This is a genomic window from Vibrio sp. B1FIG11, assembly GCF_905175335.1.
Lineage (GTDB): Bacteria > Pseudomonadota > Gammaproteobacteria > Enterobacterales > Vibrionaceae > Vibrio > Vibrio campbellii.
On record NZ_HG992752.1, the window covers coordinates 1,733,407 to 1,750,326 of the forward strand.

Here is a 16,920-nt window from a genome sequence, read left to right on the forward strand (position 1 = left end):
CCTTGCTTATTCCGGGAACTGGCTATGAAAACGCTCAATCAAGAAGTCCAAAAACAAGCGAAGTCGCTTGGGTTGATACTGGCGGCTCAGGTAAATCACGTTCAAATCCGCGCCTGCAGAAGAGGTCGATGCGTTGAAGTTCTTCATATAGCCATTTAATACCGTCACTAAACGCTGCTGTTTGATGTCCTCTTGTACATCGAGAATCGATTTCAACGCAATACCCGCTCCATCTAACGCCCACTGACGAATCACTTCACCATCATCAGAAAAACGCTTCGGTACGACAGTAACAACATTGTGCTGCTCTTCATCTTGAAAGTGCCATGTTTTCAACTCTTCATTGCTGCGAACCATGGCTAAGCAATCATGCTGTGCTAAATCTTGTGGCGTGATCGGCGTGCCTTTCTTTGCCAAATACTGAGGAGAAGCGCAAAGCACTCGGCGACTGGACGCCAGTTTGCGAGAGATAAGGTTGCTGTCGGCTAACTCACCATATCGGATAACGATGTCCAAACCGGACTCAGCTAAGTTGGATAAGTTATCGTTCAAATACAGATAAGGAATCACATCGGGATAGAGCTGACTAAATTCCGACAGTATTGGCGAAATGTATTGCTTACCAATATCACGAGGAGCCGAGATTTTAAGTGTGCCGCGCACTTCTTTGGTGCCAGTTTGGAGTAAGTTTTCCGTCTCTTTAACGCTGTCGATGATTTCCAAGCATGCCTGATGGTACATAGCACCAGAGTCCGTCAGTGAAATATGCCTTGTACTGCGATTAAGTAATTTCACCCCATAACGGTCTTCCAGCGACTGCAATCTTGCCGTTACTGTTGCTGGCGATAAGCCGAGCTCTCTACCAGCCGCCGCCAGCCCTTGGTTCTTCACTATGCTGACAAACAGCGTCATATCCGAAAACTTGTCCACATTCTCTCCTTAAACTTCATTATTCACCTGAGCTGAATAATCAATTCAAATATTACCCAATTATCAAATTTCTTCCAGTCAATATACTGGCTCCAACGAAACAAGATTGGAGAAGCAAATCATGAAAACAGAAAAAACTGTTTACGTCGTACTAGGTGGCACATCAGGTATTGGTGCTGAACTTAGCCAACAACTTGCAAGCGACAATGCGGTTGTCCACGTAGCAAGCCGAAAAACAGGGCTAGACATCAGCGATGAACAGTCGGTTTACCACTACTTCGAAACCATTGGTGCTTTTGACCACCTGATCGTCACAGCAGGTTCTTATGCTCCGGCAGGAAAAGTCGTAGACGTGGAAGTTTCCCAAGCAAAATACGCTTTTGATACCAAGTTTTGGGGCGCAATCAACGCGGCGAAACATGGCGCACGCTACATCAAGAAAGGCGGCTCAATCACGCTAACGTCTGGCATGTTATCGCGCAAAGTTGTTGCTAACACCTACGTCAAAACTGCCATCAACGCGGCCATTGAAGCGACCACGAAAGTACTGGCGAAAGAATTGGCTCCTATCCGAGTAAATGCGGTCAGCCCAGGTTTGACTAGAACTAAGGCGTATGAAGGCATGAACGAAGACGACAGAAATGCCATGTACCAACGCACGCAAAATAGCTTACCTGTTGGCAAAGTAGGCGAAGCCGGTGACGTTGCAAGAGCTTACTTACTTCTGATTGAAAACAGCTACATGACTGGCGCCGTGATTGATGTTGATGGTGGCGCACTGCTTGGCTAACAACATACGCTTAGCAAACCGCAAAGAAAGCAAACAGGCTGAGTTAGCTCCGAGCTTCAACAACTAATTTCATCCCTACTGGTAGCCCTGACTTAACGTCTCCCGAACAAGCGGGGCTGCCCAATTAAATCACTAGGAAAACACTATGAAACTCTACATTTACGAACATTGCCCATTCAGTGCTCGCGTCCGCTATGTTGCTGGCATGCTGAATATCCAACTCGACGTCATCAATATTGCTTATAACGATGACAAAACCACAACAGACCTGATTGGAACCAAGCAAGTGCCACTTCTTATCAAAGACAACGGTGAAGCGATGGCAGAAAGTCTCGATATCATCGCTTACTTCCTTGAACTGGAAACATCAAGTGAAACAAGCCAACCATCGCAAGCGGTGTTGGATTGGCAAAAAATCGCGTTCCTTCCATTACAAAAAGTGGGTTACCCACGTTGGTCAAACATGGATTTACCAGAGTTTGCCACTCAGTCTGCACAGCAAGCTTGGCGCGCAAAAAAGGAAACTGACGCACTCAATTTTGATGCACTCCTGCAGGACACTCCAAACATTGCCAAAGAGGTCGAAGCGCTCATTGAACGTGTGAAAAGTGTGTTGAATCTCGACTCTTATCAGCATGTGGCTTTGGTAGACGAAGCGATCCTATTTTCTATTTTGCGCGGGTTCTTCAGTGCCATAGAAATCCAATGGGACAACACCGTGAAAGATTGGATGGAATCGGTAAGCAACAAAACCCAAGTACCACTACTTAAGTAAGGAACCAATCATGAGCAAGCTATTTGAACCAGCACAGCTAAAACAACTGGATCTACAAAACCGCGTAGTCATGGCACCAATGACCCGAGCGCGCACCAGCCAACCGGGGAATATCCCAAACCAAATGATGGCGACTTACTACAAGCAGCGCGCTACCGCAGGCTTAATCATCTCTGAAGCCACCCAGATTTCAGACGATTCGCAGGGGTACTCATTCACACCAGGCGTCTACACTGATGAACAAGTGGTTGGCTGGAAAACCGTCACTCAAGCAGCAAAAGAGCAAGGCGCAGCGATGTTTTGTCAGTTATGGCATGTTGGCCGTGTATCACACCCGACATTTCAAAAAGGCGAACAGCCTATTGCCCCATCAGCACTAAAACCAGTAGAAACTCAAGTTTGGATTGCCGACGAACAAGGCAATGGCAACATGGTCGATTGTGTAGAGCCTCGAGCCATGACTCAAGCGGATATTGACCGTGTGGTAAGAGATTTTGCCCATGCCGCGAAACGTGCGATTGAAGCAGGCTTCGATGGCGTCGAAATCCACGGCGGTAATGGTTACCTGATTGACCAGTTTATACGTACCAACTCAAATCACAGAACCGACAACTACGGCGGTACTCGCGAAAACCGACTTCGCTTTTTGTTAGAAGTGGTCGATGTGGTGAGCGAAGCCATTGGAGCCAACAAAGTAGGAGTACGACTCGCACCTTTCATCACTTTCAAGGACATGAACTGCCCAGACATTGTGCCAACCATCCTCGATGCATCGAAACAACTTCAAGCTCGTGATATTGCGTACTTACACCTGTCAGAAGCGGATTGGGACGACGCACCAGTGATTCCAGAAAGCTTCCGCATCGAGCTGCGCGAATACTTCACCAATACGATTATCGTGGCTGGCAGTTACACACAAGAGCGTGCTGACGAGGTACTTGAAAAAGGTTATGCGGATTTAGTCGCGTTTGGACGCCCGTTTGTGTCTAACCCAGATTTGGTGGCGCGCTTACAGCACCAACAACCTCTGGCAGACCTGGATGGCTCAACACTCTTTGGTGGTAATGAACACGGCTATACAGATTACCCAGCGCTTGGTTGAGAGGCTTTACCCGCTTGTGATAGCGATTCATAGCGTGCCGTATTTCTCAAATTAATCAGTTGTTATCCCATAAAGAGAAAAGCGCAAAGTAGTTCAACGTTTTCTTGTGTTTAGGTGTAATAAACTGGCTGCATATTCAGAATGCAAATTTAGGAGAACGCTCGTGTCTGATGAAAATTCAAAACAAGAAGTGACGGTTGTTGATATTAAAATGCCATTTATGTCGATGGTGATCTTTATGGTCAAGTTCGCTATCGCTTCAATTCCTGCGATGATCATTCTAGGGATCATCTTCAGCATTTTAGGGATGATATTTGGCGGAATGTTCGGTGGCATGTTCCACGGTTCTGGTCACATGTAAGTGCAATCACCGCAGTGTGGTCTCGCTTAAGTTCGGGATAAAGCCACACTGTCTCTTTTACCAAAAAAATCACTCCCTATTTTCTATCACTCGTTAAAAGTAGATAAAAAATGAGTGAGGGAGTGATTTCTCGATGGTTCACCTTACAAGGTTTGCTCAAGCGCTTGTTTAAGTTCTGCCTCTGCTCGCTCAATCACTTGTTGAGCCTGCTCGCGTTGCGCTCTGCCTTCCTTCACTCGCGATAGCGTATTGTTCAACGTTTCTATCGTCAGTTGATTCACGGTCTCTAGAGAATCGAGATCGAGAATGCCACGCTGGTAGTTTTCTGCAATTTGTTCTTCTAACGCCTTCAGTTTCTCTGCGTTTTGCACATATTGCTTATTGGTGTAATCCTTCACCGCACGCGTTACCTTCAACGCTTTTTCTTTTTCGTAATTGGAAATCGCAATCAAGAATTGGCGCTTCCACAATGGAAATGTGTTGTGCACGATATCTTGAATGTCTTCCATCAGCATTTTATTGCCTTCTTGAGACAATCGAATCTGAGGTGCGGTTTGGATAGCAGCAAGGCGAGTGAGCTCAAGGTTATGCACGCGCTTTTCTAAACGCGCAACGGCTTGGGTCGCATCACGGTATTTCTGGGCATCCAACGCGTCACCACTTTGCTCAGATTGTGCCAGTAAGCTTGGTAACACATTTTGCGTAAGCTGGTTTAACTTATACTTACCAGCGGCGATGTACTGCTCTAATCCGCCGAGCAACTCTAAATTATGGTCATAGAGCGTATCGAGCTGGGTAATATCATGAGCCAGCTTCATTTCTTGTGCTTCTAAACGCCCTGAAAGCTGCTCCAGTTGGCTTTTCACTGAATCAAAACTTGCCGAGAATTTTTTGAATGAATCAAAAAGCTCACCTACCAGAGGAAGTTTTGATAACAAACTGGTTTTGCCTAAATTTGAGAATTCAGCGCTGTCCATGGACGATACCATTGCATGCAAAATATCGCCCGCTTCACCGCTGTCGCGAACACGAACTTGCTCTAACACTTCGTCAGAGAAAGCCGTGATTTTTTCCAGCGCCTCTTTACCAAAAGTGATCGTCGCTACGCTATCAAACGCATCAAATTGCTCTGCGAGTGCGACGATTTGAGGAGTAGCGTCCACCTCAAGTACCTGATGTTCAGAATTCATCAATTCGGTCATGGGATCTCCCTATATTTATGACGGCTTATGGCAAGGAAACTTCTGCCATAGCGTTTCAAATTGTCTTAAGAACGCAGAAACAAACCTGCGGTCGTCGGTAAGCGTGATATCTTCCTGATTGTATTTAGAAGCGCTGCGTGTCCAGTTAAAGCTGCCATTGATCAACCTCTGTTGGTCGAAGATCGCGAACTTATGGTGCATATGGTATCGAGTCGTATCAATTTTGACCGCCACGCCCTGTGCTGCAAGGTATTCAACATCACTGCCTTTATCGTACATTTTGTCGTTGTCGGTCACGATTCGGACCGCCACGCCTCTTTTATGCGCGGCGAGGATCTGATCGGTTAAGTCGTTATCCGCGATAGTGAAAACACAAATGTCCACCGAGTGACGAGCCAGCTTCAGCTGTTCAATGATGCCGGACGCACACGCTCTACCCGGAGAAAACCAACTCGACGCGGTGTCTGCCGAGTTCTCACTCATAACATTGTCTAAAACCTTGACCACGCGCTCCAACCAACGAACTAAAGCGGCTGCATCACCTTGATTTTGGATTTCTTGCTGCACGAGCTTAAAGCTCATATTACGCAGGTAGGCGCGGTCTTCATGACTTAATACCGAGTCCTGCAGCTCTGATTGGAGCTCTCTTCGCTCACTATCATCTAGGCGATAATCTTGTATCGAAGCCTCTAGCCACGCTGACCATTTCTGTCGATTCATTTAGCTTCCCTCCTGATCATGACGACCAAATCGAGCAACATGTTGATTCAACATAGCAAGTTGCTGCACAACCTGCCCTGCTCGGTCTTCGGAATCACCCATCATTTGCTGACGCAGATACCCTTCTTTGATTTCAGACCAACGAGCTTGCTGTTCATCCGTCATATCACCACGCAGCTCTGCAAGCTTGAGTAGGTTTTCCTCAGTGCCCGCGGCCAGTGTTTGTGCTTCACCCTGATAGTGATCTTGAAGCAGCGTGCTCATCTCTTGGTCAGTCATCACTGACGAGATTTTCTCCGCCAGTTTATTCATGTTTCGATACGAACCTTGCAGCTTGAAGGGAGGTTCGACACGATACTGATCTGCTGTTGCGGCTGACTTGATGTACTGCTGATTCACCTTCAAGACAATTTGCTGCGCCATGATCAGTTTTTGCAAGGTTGTCACGATCTCGCCAGATTCGATCGCAGAATAAGAATGGCTCATCTCACTCAGCGCGATGCTTTCTCCCTCTGCCATTCTGACAAAGCGGTACAAATCATTCAGGTCTCGCGTTGCTAAAGGCGCAAGCACGCTGTTGGACGTGAGCGAGTTTTCGATAAAGCTTAAATCGAAGATCGATTTCTGGTCAGAGAGCATATCACCGAGGTTGTAGATGTCCGCACGGTTAGCCAACATGTCTGGGATTCGGAATGCTTCGCCACTCTCGGTGTACGGGTTACCCGCCATCACGACAGCAAACTTTTTGCCGCGCATGTCATAGGTTTTCGTTTTCCCTTTCCAAGTGCCTTCTACGCGACGCGTACCATCACAGAGTGAGATGAATTTCTGTAAGAATTCGGGATGGGTATGTTGAATATCATCCAAGTACAGCAACACGTTGTTGCCCATCTCGAAAGCAAGGTTAATTTTCTCAATTTCACGCGCCGCATTTTGATCGGGGGCGTCGGCGGGGTCGAGGGATGTCGCTTGATGACCGATGGATGGGCCATTGATCTTCATGAACACCAAACCCAATTTGTGTGCAACATACTCAATTAACGTCGTTTTACCGTAACCAGGCGGAGAGATAAGAAGTAGCATCCCCATCAAGTCAGTACGCTTTTTATCGCCTAACGTACCCATTTGCTTAGCAAAGTTGTCGCCAATAAGAGGTAAGTAGCTCTCACTGATCAGCTTGTTGCGCACAAATGACGTTAATGGGCGAGGTTTAAACTCACTAAGACGGAAATCTTCCTTAGCAGAACTCAACAACTGGGTGCGCTGGGATAGATAAGCTTCAAAATTCGGAACGACCGAGCTTCGGTGATGTTCATTTCTTTGAATAAAGTCATCCAATACGAGCTCTAAACTGCCTTTGCTAATTCGAGTGTGCTCTCCCAGTAACCCTTCGACATGACACACTAATGAAAAGTCGACACTGGCTAGCCTTTTCTCAGACAAGGTATTCACCACAGCCACCGTCGCCGCTTCGCATACGAATGCCTGACCGTATTGCTTTTTCGCAGTGTACGCACTTAACCACTGATGATGATCGTTAAATGATTCGGTAAAGCTGAGCGGTTGAGGTTGCCAGCCCAAACTGCGTCTAAATTGCAAATAATCTTCGCAGAGAGAAAGGGAATCCTGACTCACTTCGATTTGCCAATCTTGCTCACTAAATAGCTGCGCAAGGTAGTCAGCGGCTTCATGTTGATCATCATTTAGGGAATCAACCAGTTGTTTTTGCAGCTCTTGATACGCTTGCGATGCATTTAAATGCTCTCGCAATAACTTCGCGTTTTGCGCCTGTTGTTGATAGTGACCTATTTGGTCAGCATCTTGCTCTAATAGCCACAAGATGGCCTTCGAGCGCGCGGTTTGGCTGTAACACAATAACCCCGCTTGCTGATAAACAGGCAGCACCTTACGTAAAATGTTAACCGCATCATGGTCGTGGATACCTTTGACGTACCCTTCTCGATATCGTGGTGCTGCAAAGCGTTGAACAAGCTCGTTCAACTTATCTTCTCTCAAAGCTTCATAAAGCCTATCTAGGCTCTGCCCATCTTGATTGATAGACGCTTGATGCAAGATTAAGTACGCAAGATACTCCGCTCGATAGACGTCCTCACTCTCTGAGGCAACGTCTAAACGAGAAACGGTTTGCAGGTCGAGAAATGCTTTGTCTTCTACTGCTTGGTAAAAATCCGTACCGGAGATGTGCAGCGCCAACTCACCACTTTGATCGACCAAACTGAGGTCAAGTGGTTGCTGATTCACACTAAATCGATGCTTGCCCAAGCGTAGAACCGTACCACCTTTCTCGAAGATGTCTTGGTTATCTCGTAATGCGCGTAGCGATTGGTCTTGAAGCGACTTCAATTTTGAGTCAACGCTGTCTGCTTTGACACTGTCGCCAAGCTCACGAATAGTCTGAGACAACTGTTGTAGCTTGAGAACCATTGCGTCGGTGGCAAAGTAGCTGTTCAGTCCTGCAACATCATCGAATCGCTCAACTCGTTTTTCTATGCTGCTCATGGTAACGTTAGCAGCTTGAAGTAAGTTTTGTACTCGACGTTGCTGACCTGCAATGAGCTGTTGCTTGTGGTTATCCAACGTTGATTGGATCTCATCACGCTTTGAATAAATCTCACTTAGAAACTGGTCGAAATCCGCGAAGCGCGACTCTAACTTATCCAATTGCCCAACAAGCTTAGCAAGCTGGGTATCACAATCGTCTGGCGTTAACGCTTGCTCCATTGCACTGCTCACAGACTGGCTGAGCAGCTTAAATTGAGCACTAAATTCCGCTTGAGCTTCTTCACTTTGTAAGCCTTGAGACTTTGCTCTTAGCTTAGCTGAAACCGTGTTAAGCAGCGACGTTACTTCTGTGGTGAGGTCTAAGATCCGAGTAGCTTGTGTCGGATCTTCTGTTTCGATGTCCGTGACTTCTTCCGTCACTATCTGGAGCTCATGACGAAGCGTTTCCACTTCTTCATTAAGCTTCTGAATCTCCGCCGTTTTGGTTACTTCTTCGAGCTGTAATTCAATTTTTTGAATTTGCTTCTTGAAAGGGACGTACGCTTTTTCGTCTTGAAGAAGGGTGAGCAAATGCAGGTTAAGTGACTCGCGCTGTGCCTGTAACTCTTCAAGCAAACGGTCAACTTGAACTTCATCAATGTAATGTTGCTGACGGAGCGACATAGTCACACCGACTTGCCCTTTTACTTCACTAAGCAAACTCAGTAATGTGTTCGCTTGCTCTTTTGGGGCCAGTTTGATTTTGCCGATGAGCTCGGAAACTGCCGATTTTTGCTCATCAAGGCTGCTTGAAGCATGTTTTTGTAACTGCTGAACTTTGGCAAACTCATCGATGATCTTATCGGTAGTCCCCATGAGTTCATTGATCGCACTGCCTATTCCGCAAGCGTAATCATGATTGAGCCAAGTGTAGTGATCGAGGGTCGAGCGACACTGCTTGATAAGTACTTCATAGGCCGCTTGAGTTACTTCTTCACTCTGCGCTAATTGGCAAATCGAAAGAACAGAAGACAGCGCTCGAACCAACTCCGTATTACCAAGATTGAACAGTGGACTGCTGCCTTGGGTTTGCGCGTTGACTTTCGCATAGTGCTCTGGGGTAGAAAATGGCGTATCCCAAATCCTCATCGGGTGGATGGTCGACGCCTCTTCATTCTCAGACAATTGAAACACTAACCAGCGGCCATCTGGGTATAAGCTGTAACCGTGGCTCTCCATTGGCGCTTCAAATTTCTTCTCAATCAAGTTGTAGGTGTACGCGATGTAATAACCTTCAACGGCGTTGAAAAAGATATAAAGAATATCTTCACCATTCGGTGACGTGATCTGCTGGAAGAACTTGAGCTGGTCAGCGTCAAAGGCGAACTGTTTGTCTTCACCATTTGATAAAACATAGCCATTGGCGTATAGCACGCCATGATCTTCAGGTAGCGTTTTTGCGCTTGCCCCTAATGCATCAGCCCTTACGACGGACTGAGTCACTGAATTGTAGAGGAAGTATCGAGCGTGTTTTTCTCGGTTTGGCTTTACTCGTAGTGCAATTAAGTCTCCGACAAACGCGTAATCGATATGTGCGTCAGCCACGCTTTGGTGTGGGTCTTCAACGTCTTCTCTATAGATACCTTTACCATCTTTGGTATTGTCTTCCACCTTGATGGTTAAGTCCCCGCCAACACATTCAACAAACAACTTATCTTGAATAGACACATGCGGATGATCGCCAAGCACGTGGTCATCTCGCGTTGTTGGGATCCAATCAAAATCATGTTGAGGAACACTGGTTAAGGCGTTCTGACCTAAGGAATCAATGTACTCGATAGAATGAGCGTTGATCTGAAAACGGAAGACTTTTCTGTCTTCTGGACGCATGCCAATTTGGAAGGCGATATAAAGCGTGCTTTCTTGGCGAGAGATTTGTGAAAGCTTTGCGTCTCGGTAGTAAGTAAACAGTTCCGTCAATTCATGGCTAAAACGGGAATCGGATAAAAAACTGGATTCAAGTGGAAGCGGCTCAACACGAAATGTCCCTTCATTTTCGTGGAGGTGATAAAGCCCAAACACATCGTCTAATGAAGGCGTCGCTTTCATCCCAACTTGCACATGATAACCGAACAATAAATGCTGGTTTACCTGAGCCATATCGATTGGAATGCACTTAGCATCGGTTTGAACATTGACCTTACCGATCAATTTAAAATCTTGGCCGCCAAACGTTTCTTGGCGTTGCTGATTGAAGGATTGGGAGAGAGACTTTAGCTGGCTGCCTTGCTGCAACAAACGCGTCTTTAAAACATCGTATGCACCAGCATCACTCACCGCTTTTTGAGTCATATCTGACATGCTAATACCTATAAATCCCGCTTACGAAGAAGCGGGATTTTTTAGAGAGAGTGAAAATTATGATTTATCGCTGGTTGTCGTATCTAGGGAGCTTTGGATTTTCTTCATTAGCTCCGCAGCGCCACCTTGTGAATTCAGTAAACTTGCGAGCGCGACATTACTCAAGTCACTGCTTTTCAGTTCTGTACTCTCTAACACGTCTTTGATGTCTTGCGGCAGGCTACGGTTGCCATTCACATAATCTGAGACCAGTGGGTTAAGAACCTCTGATTCATTAAACTTCGCATCGACGACAGCGGCATCCATGATAGTGCGACGGATTTGCTCCATTCCTTCACCACCAAACAAACGGATATCGGCTTTCGATAGCGCCTCACCCAAGGCTTGAGCGTTCGCCCCAACCACGGTTTTCTGAGCATCAATGCGCGCCAATTCAAGGTCTTTCTCTTGTTGCAACTGCATCACCCACTTGTCGTGTTCACGGGTGTGATCATCGTATTGCTGAGCCGCCTCAAAGCGAGCTGTCTGAGCTTCTGCTTCTGCCAGGCCTTTAGCACGTAGAGCTTGCGCTTCCGCTTCACCGGCACTTTGTAAGGTGTAAGCTTCTGCTTCACCCGTCTCTTTGATCGCAAGTGCACGCTCGCGCTCAACTTCCACTTCAGCAAGACCCGTAGCACTGATCAGTTCTTTCTCTGCTTGTGCCATACGCTCTTTTGCTGCTGCTTCACGGTCTTTCGCCACAAACTCAGCTTCTGCACGCTTGGTCGTCACTACTTGTTCCGCTTCGGCTTGACGTGTCTTCACCGCTAGCTCGTTTTCCGCATCACGCGTTTTCACTTTCAGCTCAGCTTCGTTCTCAATCAAAATACGTTCAGAACGTTCGCGAGCGGCATCTTTTTCTGCACGAGCGGCAACCAGCAGTTCAATCTGTGCAGATTCAGCAACCGCTTCTGCTTCGGTCAGTTTGATGCGTTTTTCACGGTTAACACGCTCATTAACGCGTAGGTTTTCCGTCTCTTCTTCTTCGCGAGCAATCTTACGTTCGATTTCTACACGCTGAGAACGAGTTTCCGCGACAGACTTCATCGCTTCTTCTACCGTCGTCTCTTTCTGCATTTCTCGCTCAGCAACTTCCGTAGCAGTACGAACTCGCTCAGTCTCTACTGAACGGTTCAATTCTTCTTGTTGAATTGCCACTTGGCGTTGGTTTGCGATACGCGTCATCTCGACTTCCATCTCAACACTTTCGCGCTTCTTAGCCACTTCTTCTTCAGTTTCTAGCTCTGCTAGCTTAGTGATTCGCTCATATTCTTCACGTTTTTCAGCGGCCAACGCTTCTTCTTGCGCTTTGATAATATCGATTTCACGCTGAGTGCGGGCAATACTCTCTTTTTCTTGCTTATCAAGCTGTAAGCGGTTTGCCTCAGCTTCAACGTTTTTCTTCTTGATCGTTGTACGTTCATCCTGACGAATCGCGTTGGTTTCCGTATTCTTTTGCGCTGTGATGGCAGAGATCTTACGGATACCTTCTACGTCAAGAATGTTGCCTGGGCTATGAGCGTCTAGCGCGGTTTGGTCAACTTTATCGATAACAACGTCGTAGATCTTAAAGCCATCCATTTCACTACCGATGACTTCAACAACGGCATCACGGAAAGCACGGCGATTCGTTAACAGCTCTTCAAATTCAAACTGTTTTACTGCCGTTTTCAGTGCTTCAGAGAACTTTGGTTGGAAGTGCTCTTTTAGTCGCTCTAGGTTAGAAGCATCATGGGCAGTAAAAAGTTTAGCAACACGAACAATGTCTTCTTCTTCGTGATTCACACCGATGTAAAAATCAACTTTAAGGTCCGCACGAATATTGTCTCGGCAATGAAGGCCTTCGTATTCTTCACCTTCTTGATCTTTGCGACCACTTCGAACAACAGAGATCTTTTTACGAGTAATATCCATAAACTCAAATTTGTTGATCACTGGCCATACAAAAGTACCAGTTAGAGAAGCGCGCGTGGCATGCAGTCCATTGACAATTAGTGCGTCGCCTTCACCTCGAACCTTTTTATATCGGGTGGTGAGAAAGATAAGAATAATCAAAAAAATCCCGATACCAATCCCAAGGAATATCAGACTTGGAGAAATCTGCATAGCTGCTCCTTAATTTTCTAGCTACTGATTAATAATGTAATATTTTTTTTGTTTATTGAGAGAAACGATCACAACATCGTTCCCATATTCAATGGGTGCATCAGAATCCAAAATCCGTGCATCCAGTAAAAATTCGCTGCCATTATGATGAACAATAATTTCACCACGTTGACTGTTCACCTCACTGCTGTGAACTTTTGCCTTCATTCCAATAAAGTCGACCTTTGCAAAAGCTTTGCTCTTATCAAAAAGTGGCGCTAAAGGGCTTAATAGCTTCGCGCTGATATACAAGGATAGGTAGAAGTTAACTGGAATAGAGACAAGTTCCGCAACCGTCAAAAAAACAGAACTAAGGTGTTGATTTAGAAAAGATGATGAGTAAAACGATAGAATAGTGGCGAAAAAGAAACTAACACACAAACCTACCGCCAAGGGTACTTTGGATAATATAGGTGGTAATAAAAGCCCACCGCTAAATAGACTGCCTGACTCGAATAATTCTATATCTGCAACGGCTACATCTACCACGTTGAAGATGAGATCGATGCACATAATAAGAAGAAGAAAAACAAAAGGTACAAAGAAAACATTCGTCGGGAAAGACAGCAATATATCGGTCATTACTAGCAACAATATTAAATGATGAGTGTCATCGCGTTATGGTAAAGGATCATTAATTAAGTTTATTTCCTTACCTTTTCTTTTGTGACTGATATCGACAAATTTAAAACCAACCAAATAAAATGTACTTTATTTAATAGTTACTAATATTAACAGCATCACAATAAATTCAGATTTAAATTACAAAACAAACATTAGAGATAAGAACTCTAGGTATGGCTAAATATATTTAACACGCCATCCTATTTAATATTATTTATTTTTATCGCATAAAGTTCTTTATTTGAACCACTTCTCAATGCTATTGCTACCCTTGTTTCAAGCAATCCAATGTAGATGAGAAAGGCACCAGCCCCTTTCTTTGCGACGAATGACTGGTTAAAATGCACAAAATTGCGCACTTACTGGATAGAACATGGCAAAACTTACCCTTCAAGAGCAGATGCTAAAAGCAGGCTTGGTTAACGAGAAAAAACTGAAAAAAGCGAAAAAAGGCTCTAAAAAATCACGCGTTCAAGCTCGCGAAGTAAAAGCGGCGGTTGAAGAGAACAAACGTCAGCAGTTAGAGCGTGACAAGCAATTGAGCGAGCAACAAAATGCAGAACGCTTGAACAAAGAAATCAAAGCGCAAATCAACCAGCTGATTGAAATGAACAAGGTTGATTTGAAAGATGGCGACATCAAATACAACTTCACACACGGTACACTTGTGAAGTCGCTTTACGTCGATTCAATCATCCGTGATCAATTGATCAAAGGTATCCTGGCAATTGCCATCGTCGGTGAGAGCTATGTAGTTATTCCTCGCCCTGTTGCAAACAAGATTGCTCAGCGTGACGAGTCTGTGATCATTGAACAGAAAGAGCCTGAATCAGATATCCCAGCAGAAGATGACCCATACGCAGATTTCGTCGTGCCAGACGATTTGATGTGGTAAAGCGAGTTCGCAACAAAACTCGATAAGTAAGGTCAAGCTCCCGTCTGGTTTCACTCTTTGTAAACAGCAAAACCAAGATCACGGTTGCTTGACCTTCAAACTGTATAATTCTCTCTCATCATTGCTCAGTTAGTTTCGAATGTTTGGCATTGGTTTGGATCACCCGATTGAAAGCCTTTTTGAAACCACTCGACCCGCTGCTCTGAAGATCCATGAGTAAAACTATCGGGCTGTACACTTTGCCCTGCCATAGATTGTAATCGGTCATCGCCCACAGCACTTGCCGCAGCAATACCCTCTTCCATATCTCCAGGCTCAAGCAGTTTCATCTCATTATTGACGTAGAATCCCCATACGCCAGCGTAGCAGTCAGCTTGCAGTTCAAGTTTGACACTCAATTCATTCGCTTCAACTCTAGAGGATTGCTGTTGCAATTGGCGAACTTGATTGCTGGTGCCAAGCAGTGTTTGTACGTGGTGGCCAACTTCATGAGCAATTACGTAAGCGAAAGCAAAGTCTCCTGGTGCTCCGAGTCTTTTGAGCTCATCCATAAAACTCAAATCTAGATATATTTTCCGATCTGCTGGGCAATAAAACGGCCCTGTCACCGCCCTACCCACGCCGCACCCTGTCATTGTAGAACCACTGTACAGCACTAAAGTCGGCTCCGAATAACCATTAGGCAGCAGTTCACCCCAAACCGTTTCGGTCGTCCCTAGTATGGCCGCAACAAATTGGGCATTCTCATCCGTTAACGCTTGGCTATTTGCTGAGTTGTTTGACTGTTGCGTCACCGCTGGCGTGCCTGCAATTTGTCCCATCAGGTCACCATCTCCCATAAGAGCTTGATACCCAAAGAACAGAACGCCACCAAGTAACACCACTCGCCCTACCTTGCTTTTTAAGAGGAAAGGCAGAAAACGGAACAATTGCGCAACGAGTAAGCCTGTTGAGGCAGAGCTTCTTGCCCCTGATTGTCCTCGACGGTCTTCTACGTTTGAGCTTCTTTTACTATTGCGCCATCGCATGTTTTCCTCCAAGTATTCTGCTTTTACACTTTCATAGTGTGGGCTATTTTTGGAGTTCTTGCTGAAACAGGAAACAACTCAAATCGAGATGAATTTAAAGCGTCTCGGCCTCAAAGCGCGCCGTTCGCGCTTGCGCGATAGTACAGTTGGTCTCCGACATCAATTCTGCCAAAGTAATGTTTGGGTTCTCCATTACCAATCGAATGAGCTTAGCTTCCAAAGGCTCAAGCTTATCGCTATGTTTGGCTAGACCAGCTTCCATTTTGTTAACCATAAATCGCATCGGCTCAGCTTCTTCTGCCTTGATACGGTCGAGAAACGCTTTTAAATCCAAAGCCTCACCCGTAATTTGCCAATTGCGAGAACGTCGAATGCGCTTCAGTTCGCACTTGTTCTCTGCAGCGATAGCTTTGGCTCGTTTGGCATGGTCACCACCAATTCGGTGAATCAAGGATGGTAAAGAGATGGTAATCGTTGTGTCTTTCAAACCGTTAAACCTCTACAACAGATACATTCTCACCCACCCACTTCAATAACTGTTTGGCGGCTTTGGATAGCACCTGATTCTGGCGCACGATGTAGCCAAAATCGGTGTTGGGGAAGCTAGGTAAGGGCGTCACTTCTCGTGAGAGTTTTAATCTTGGATCTAGTGAGAAATCAGGCACAATCGCCGTTCCAAAGCCGGCTTCGGCCCAGTCGATTTGCGCCTCTACACTACCCACTTCCATAACTCTGTGTTTTGGCAGGTTTAGCTCTGGCAGAGAGGCATCAATCAGTTCACGCGTTCGGGTATCGTGCCCCAGTAGAATCAAGGTTTGGTTCTCTTCCGTGTTCTCTTTCCATTTGAAAATATTATCGCCGAAAGCACACCAGTGTATTTGCGTCAGAGGAGTAAAGTGCAGTGGTTGACTCTCTTTCTGCGCAATAACAAAGCCAATGTCTGCGCGGGCACTTTTTACTAAATCTACCGCTTGTGATGAAGTGGTGTTGAACAGCGCTAAATCGATACCAGGATATTCGTTTTTAAATTGTTGGAATGGCTTGATAAGTAACAGGCGCGAGACAATATCACTCGCCGCAATCGAGAGCGTCCCTTGCGTTAAGTCATTAATGGCATTGAGATCGGATTGGCAGATTTGCAGCTCATTCAGCATGTGCTCGGCAGTGTCTAATAATCGCTTACCAGCCTGAGTCAGCTGTACTGGGTTGCGTTCAATCAACTTGGTACGAGTAGCTTGTTCTAGTTGCTTGATGTGAAGGCTGACATTTGGCTGCGTCATGTGCAGTTCAATCGCTGTTTTTCCGAAATGTTTCACTTCTGCCAAGGTGACAAAGGTACGTAACCAGTTCAAATCCAACATAGAAAATTACCCGATATGATTTTCTTATCAAGTTAATGAGTATAATTAATTTCTCTTATTCATGCGAGCATCCTAAGATTTTCCG

14 protein-coding genes are annotated in these 16,920 nt (G+C 45.7%); 5 read left to right on the forward strand and 9 right to left on the reverse strand.

Features of this window, described 5'->3' with window-relative positions:
• Positions 1-6 precede the first annotated feature (6 nt).
• Complete coding sequence (locus KHO06_RS24390) at positions 7-930, reverse strand: LysR family transcriptional regulator (RefSeq protein ID WP_009706305.1); 924 nt, start codon at positions 928-930, stop codon at positions 7-9.
• A gap of 121 nt (positions 931-1,051) precedes the next feature.
• On the opposite strand from KHO06_RS24390, the gene KHO06_RS24395 reads away from it, so the two are divergent.
• The 4 genes from KHO06_RS24395 (at position 1,052) to KHO06_RS24410 (ending at position 3,958) form a co-directional block, all read left to right on the forward strand.
• Positions 1,052-1,720 (forward strand): SDR family oxidoreductase, encoded by a 669-nt coding sequence (locus KHO06_RS24395; RefSeq protein WP_212582746.1) that lies wholly within the window; start codon positions 1,052-1,054, stop codon positions 1,718-1,720.
• A gap of 145 nt (positions 1,721-1,865) precedes the next feature.
• Complete coding sequence (locus KHO06_RS24400) at positions 1,866-2,495, forward strand: GrxB family glutaredoxin (protein ID WP_212582747.1); 630 nt, start codon at positions 1,866-1,868, stop codon at positions 2,493-2,495.
• Between the two features lie 10 nt (positions 2,496-2,505).
• A complete protein-coding gene (locus KHO06_RS24405; RefSeq protein ID WP_212582748.1) occupies positions 2,506-3,597 on the forward strand; it encodes an alkene reductase in 1,092 nt (363 codons plus the stop codon).
• A 163-nt stretch (positions 3,598-3,760) separates the two neighbouring features.
• Positions 3,761-3,958, forward strand: coding sequence for a hypothetical protein (locus tag KHO06_RS24410; protein WP_005429656.1), 198 nt, complete (start codon positions 3,761-3,763; stop codon positions 3,956-3,958).
• A 143-nt stretch (positions 3,959-4,101) separates the two neighbouring features.
• Here KHO06_RS24410 and KHO06_RS24415 read toward each other — a convergent pair whose 3' ends face one another.
• The 5 genes from KHO06_RS24415 to KHO06_RS24435 are packed head-to-tail and all read right to left on the reverse strand — an operon-like array spanning position 4,102 to position 13,509.
• The gene (locus tag KHO06_RS24415; protein ID WP_212582749.1) at positions 4,102-5,160 is read right to left on the reverse strand and encodes a toxic anion resistance protein; all 1,059 of its coding nucleotides are present in this window, start codon (positions 5,158-5,160) and stop codon (positions 4,102-4,104) included.
• Positions 5,161-5,175: 15 nt separating this feature from the next.
• Entirely contained in the window at positions 5,176-5,880 is a 705-nt protein-coding gene (locus KHO06_RS24420) for a phospholipase D-like domain-containing protein (protein WP_045383987.1), read from the reverse strand.
• Entirely contained in the window at positions 5,881-10,743 is a 4,863-nt protein-coding gene (locus KHO06_RS24425; RefSeq protein ID WP_212582750.1) for a DNA repair ATPase, read from the reverse strand.
• A gap of 57 nt (positions 10,744-10,800) precedes the next feature.
• On the reverse strand, positions 10,801-12,888 hold the full coding sequence (locus tag KHO06_RS24430; protein ID WP_005429644.1) for a peptidase: 2,088 nt from the start codon (positions 12,886-12,888) through the stop codon (positions 10,801-10,803).
• A gap of 21 nt (positions 12,889-12,909) precedes the next feature.
• A complete protein-coding gene (locus KHO06_RS24435) occupies positions 12,910-13,509 on the reverse strand; it encodes a DUF1449 domain-containing protein (RefSeq protein ID WP_081232812.1) in 600 nt (199 codons plus the stop codon).
• 415 nt (positions 13,510-13,924) lie between these two features.
• Here KHO06_RS24435 and KHO06_RS24440 point away from each other — a divergent pair, with 415 nt between their 5' ends.
• Positions 13,925-14,446, forward strand: coding sequence for a DUF2058 domain-containing protein (locus KHO06_RS24440; RefSeq protein ID WP_005532322.1), 522 nt, complete (start codon positions 13,925-13,927; stop codon positions 14,444-14,446).
• Positions 14,447-14,571: 125 nt separating this feature from the next.
• On the opposite strand, the gene KHO06_RS24445 is transcribed toward KHO06_RS24440, so the two are convergent.
• The 3 genes from KHO06_RS24445 to KHO06_RS24455 form a co-directional block, all read right to left on the reverse strand.
• A complete protein-coding gene (locus KHO06_RS24445; RefSeq protein ID WP_045374531.1) occupies positions 14,572-15,474 on the reverse strand; it encodes a neutral zinc metallopeptidase in 903 nt (300 codons plus the stop codon).
• A gap of 94 nt (positions 15,475-15,568) precedes the next feature.
• Positions 15,569-15,961 carry a ribosome recycling factor family protein gene (locus KHO06_RS24450; RefSeq protein WP_212582751.1) on the reverse strand — a complete coding sequence of 131 codons (393 nt, stop codon included), beginning with the start codon at positions 15,959-15,961 and terminating at the stop codon, positions 15,569-15,571.
• A 4-nt stretch (positions 15,962-15,965) separates the two neighbouring features.
• Entirely contained in the window at positions 15,966-16,835 is an 870-nt protein-coding gene (locus KHO06_RS24455) for a LysR family transcriptional regulator (RefSeq protein ID WP_005429633.1), read from the reverse strand.
• Between the last annotated feature and the right edge of the window lie 85 nt (positions 16,836-16,920).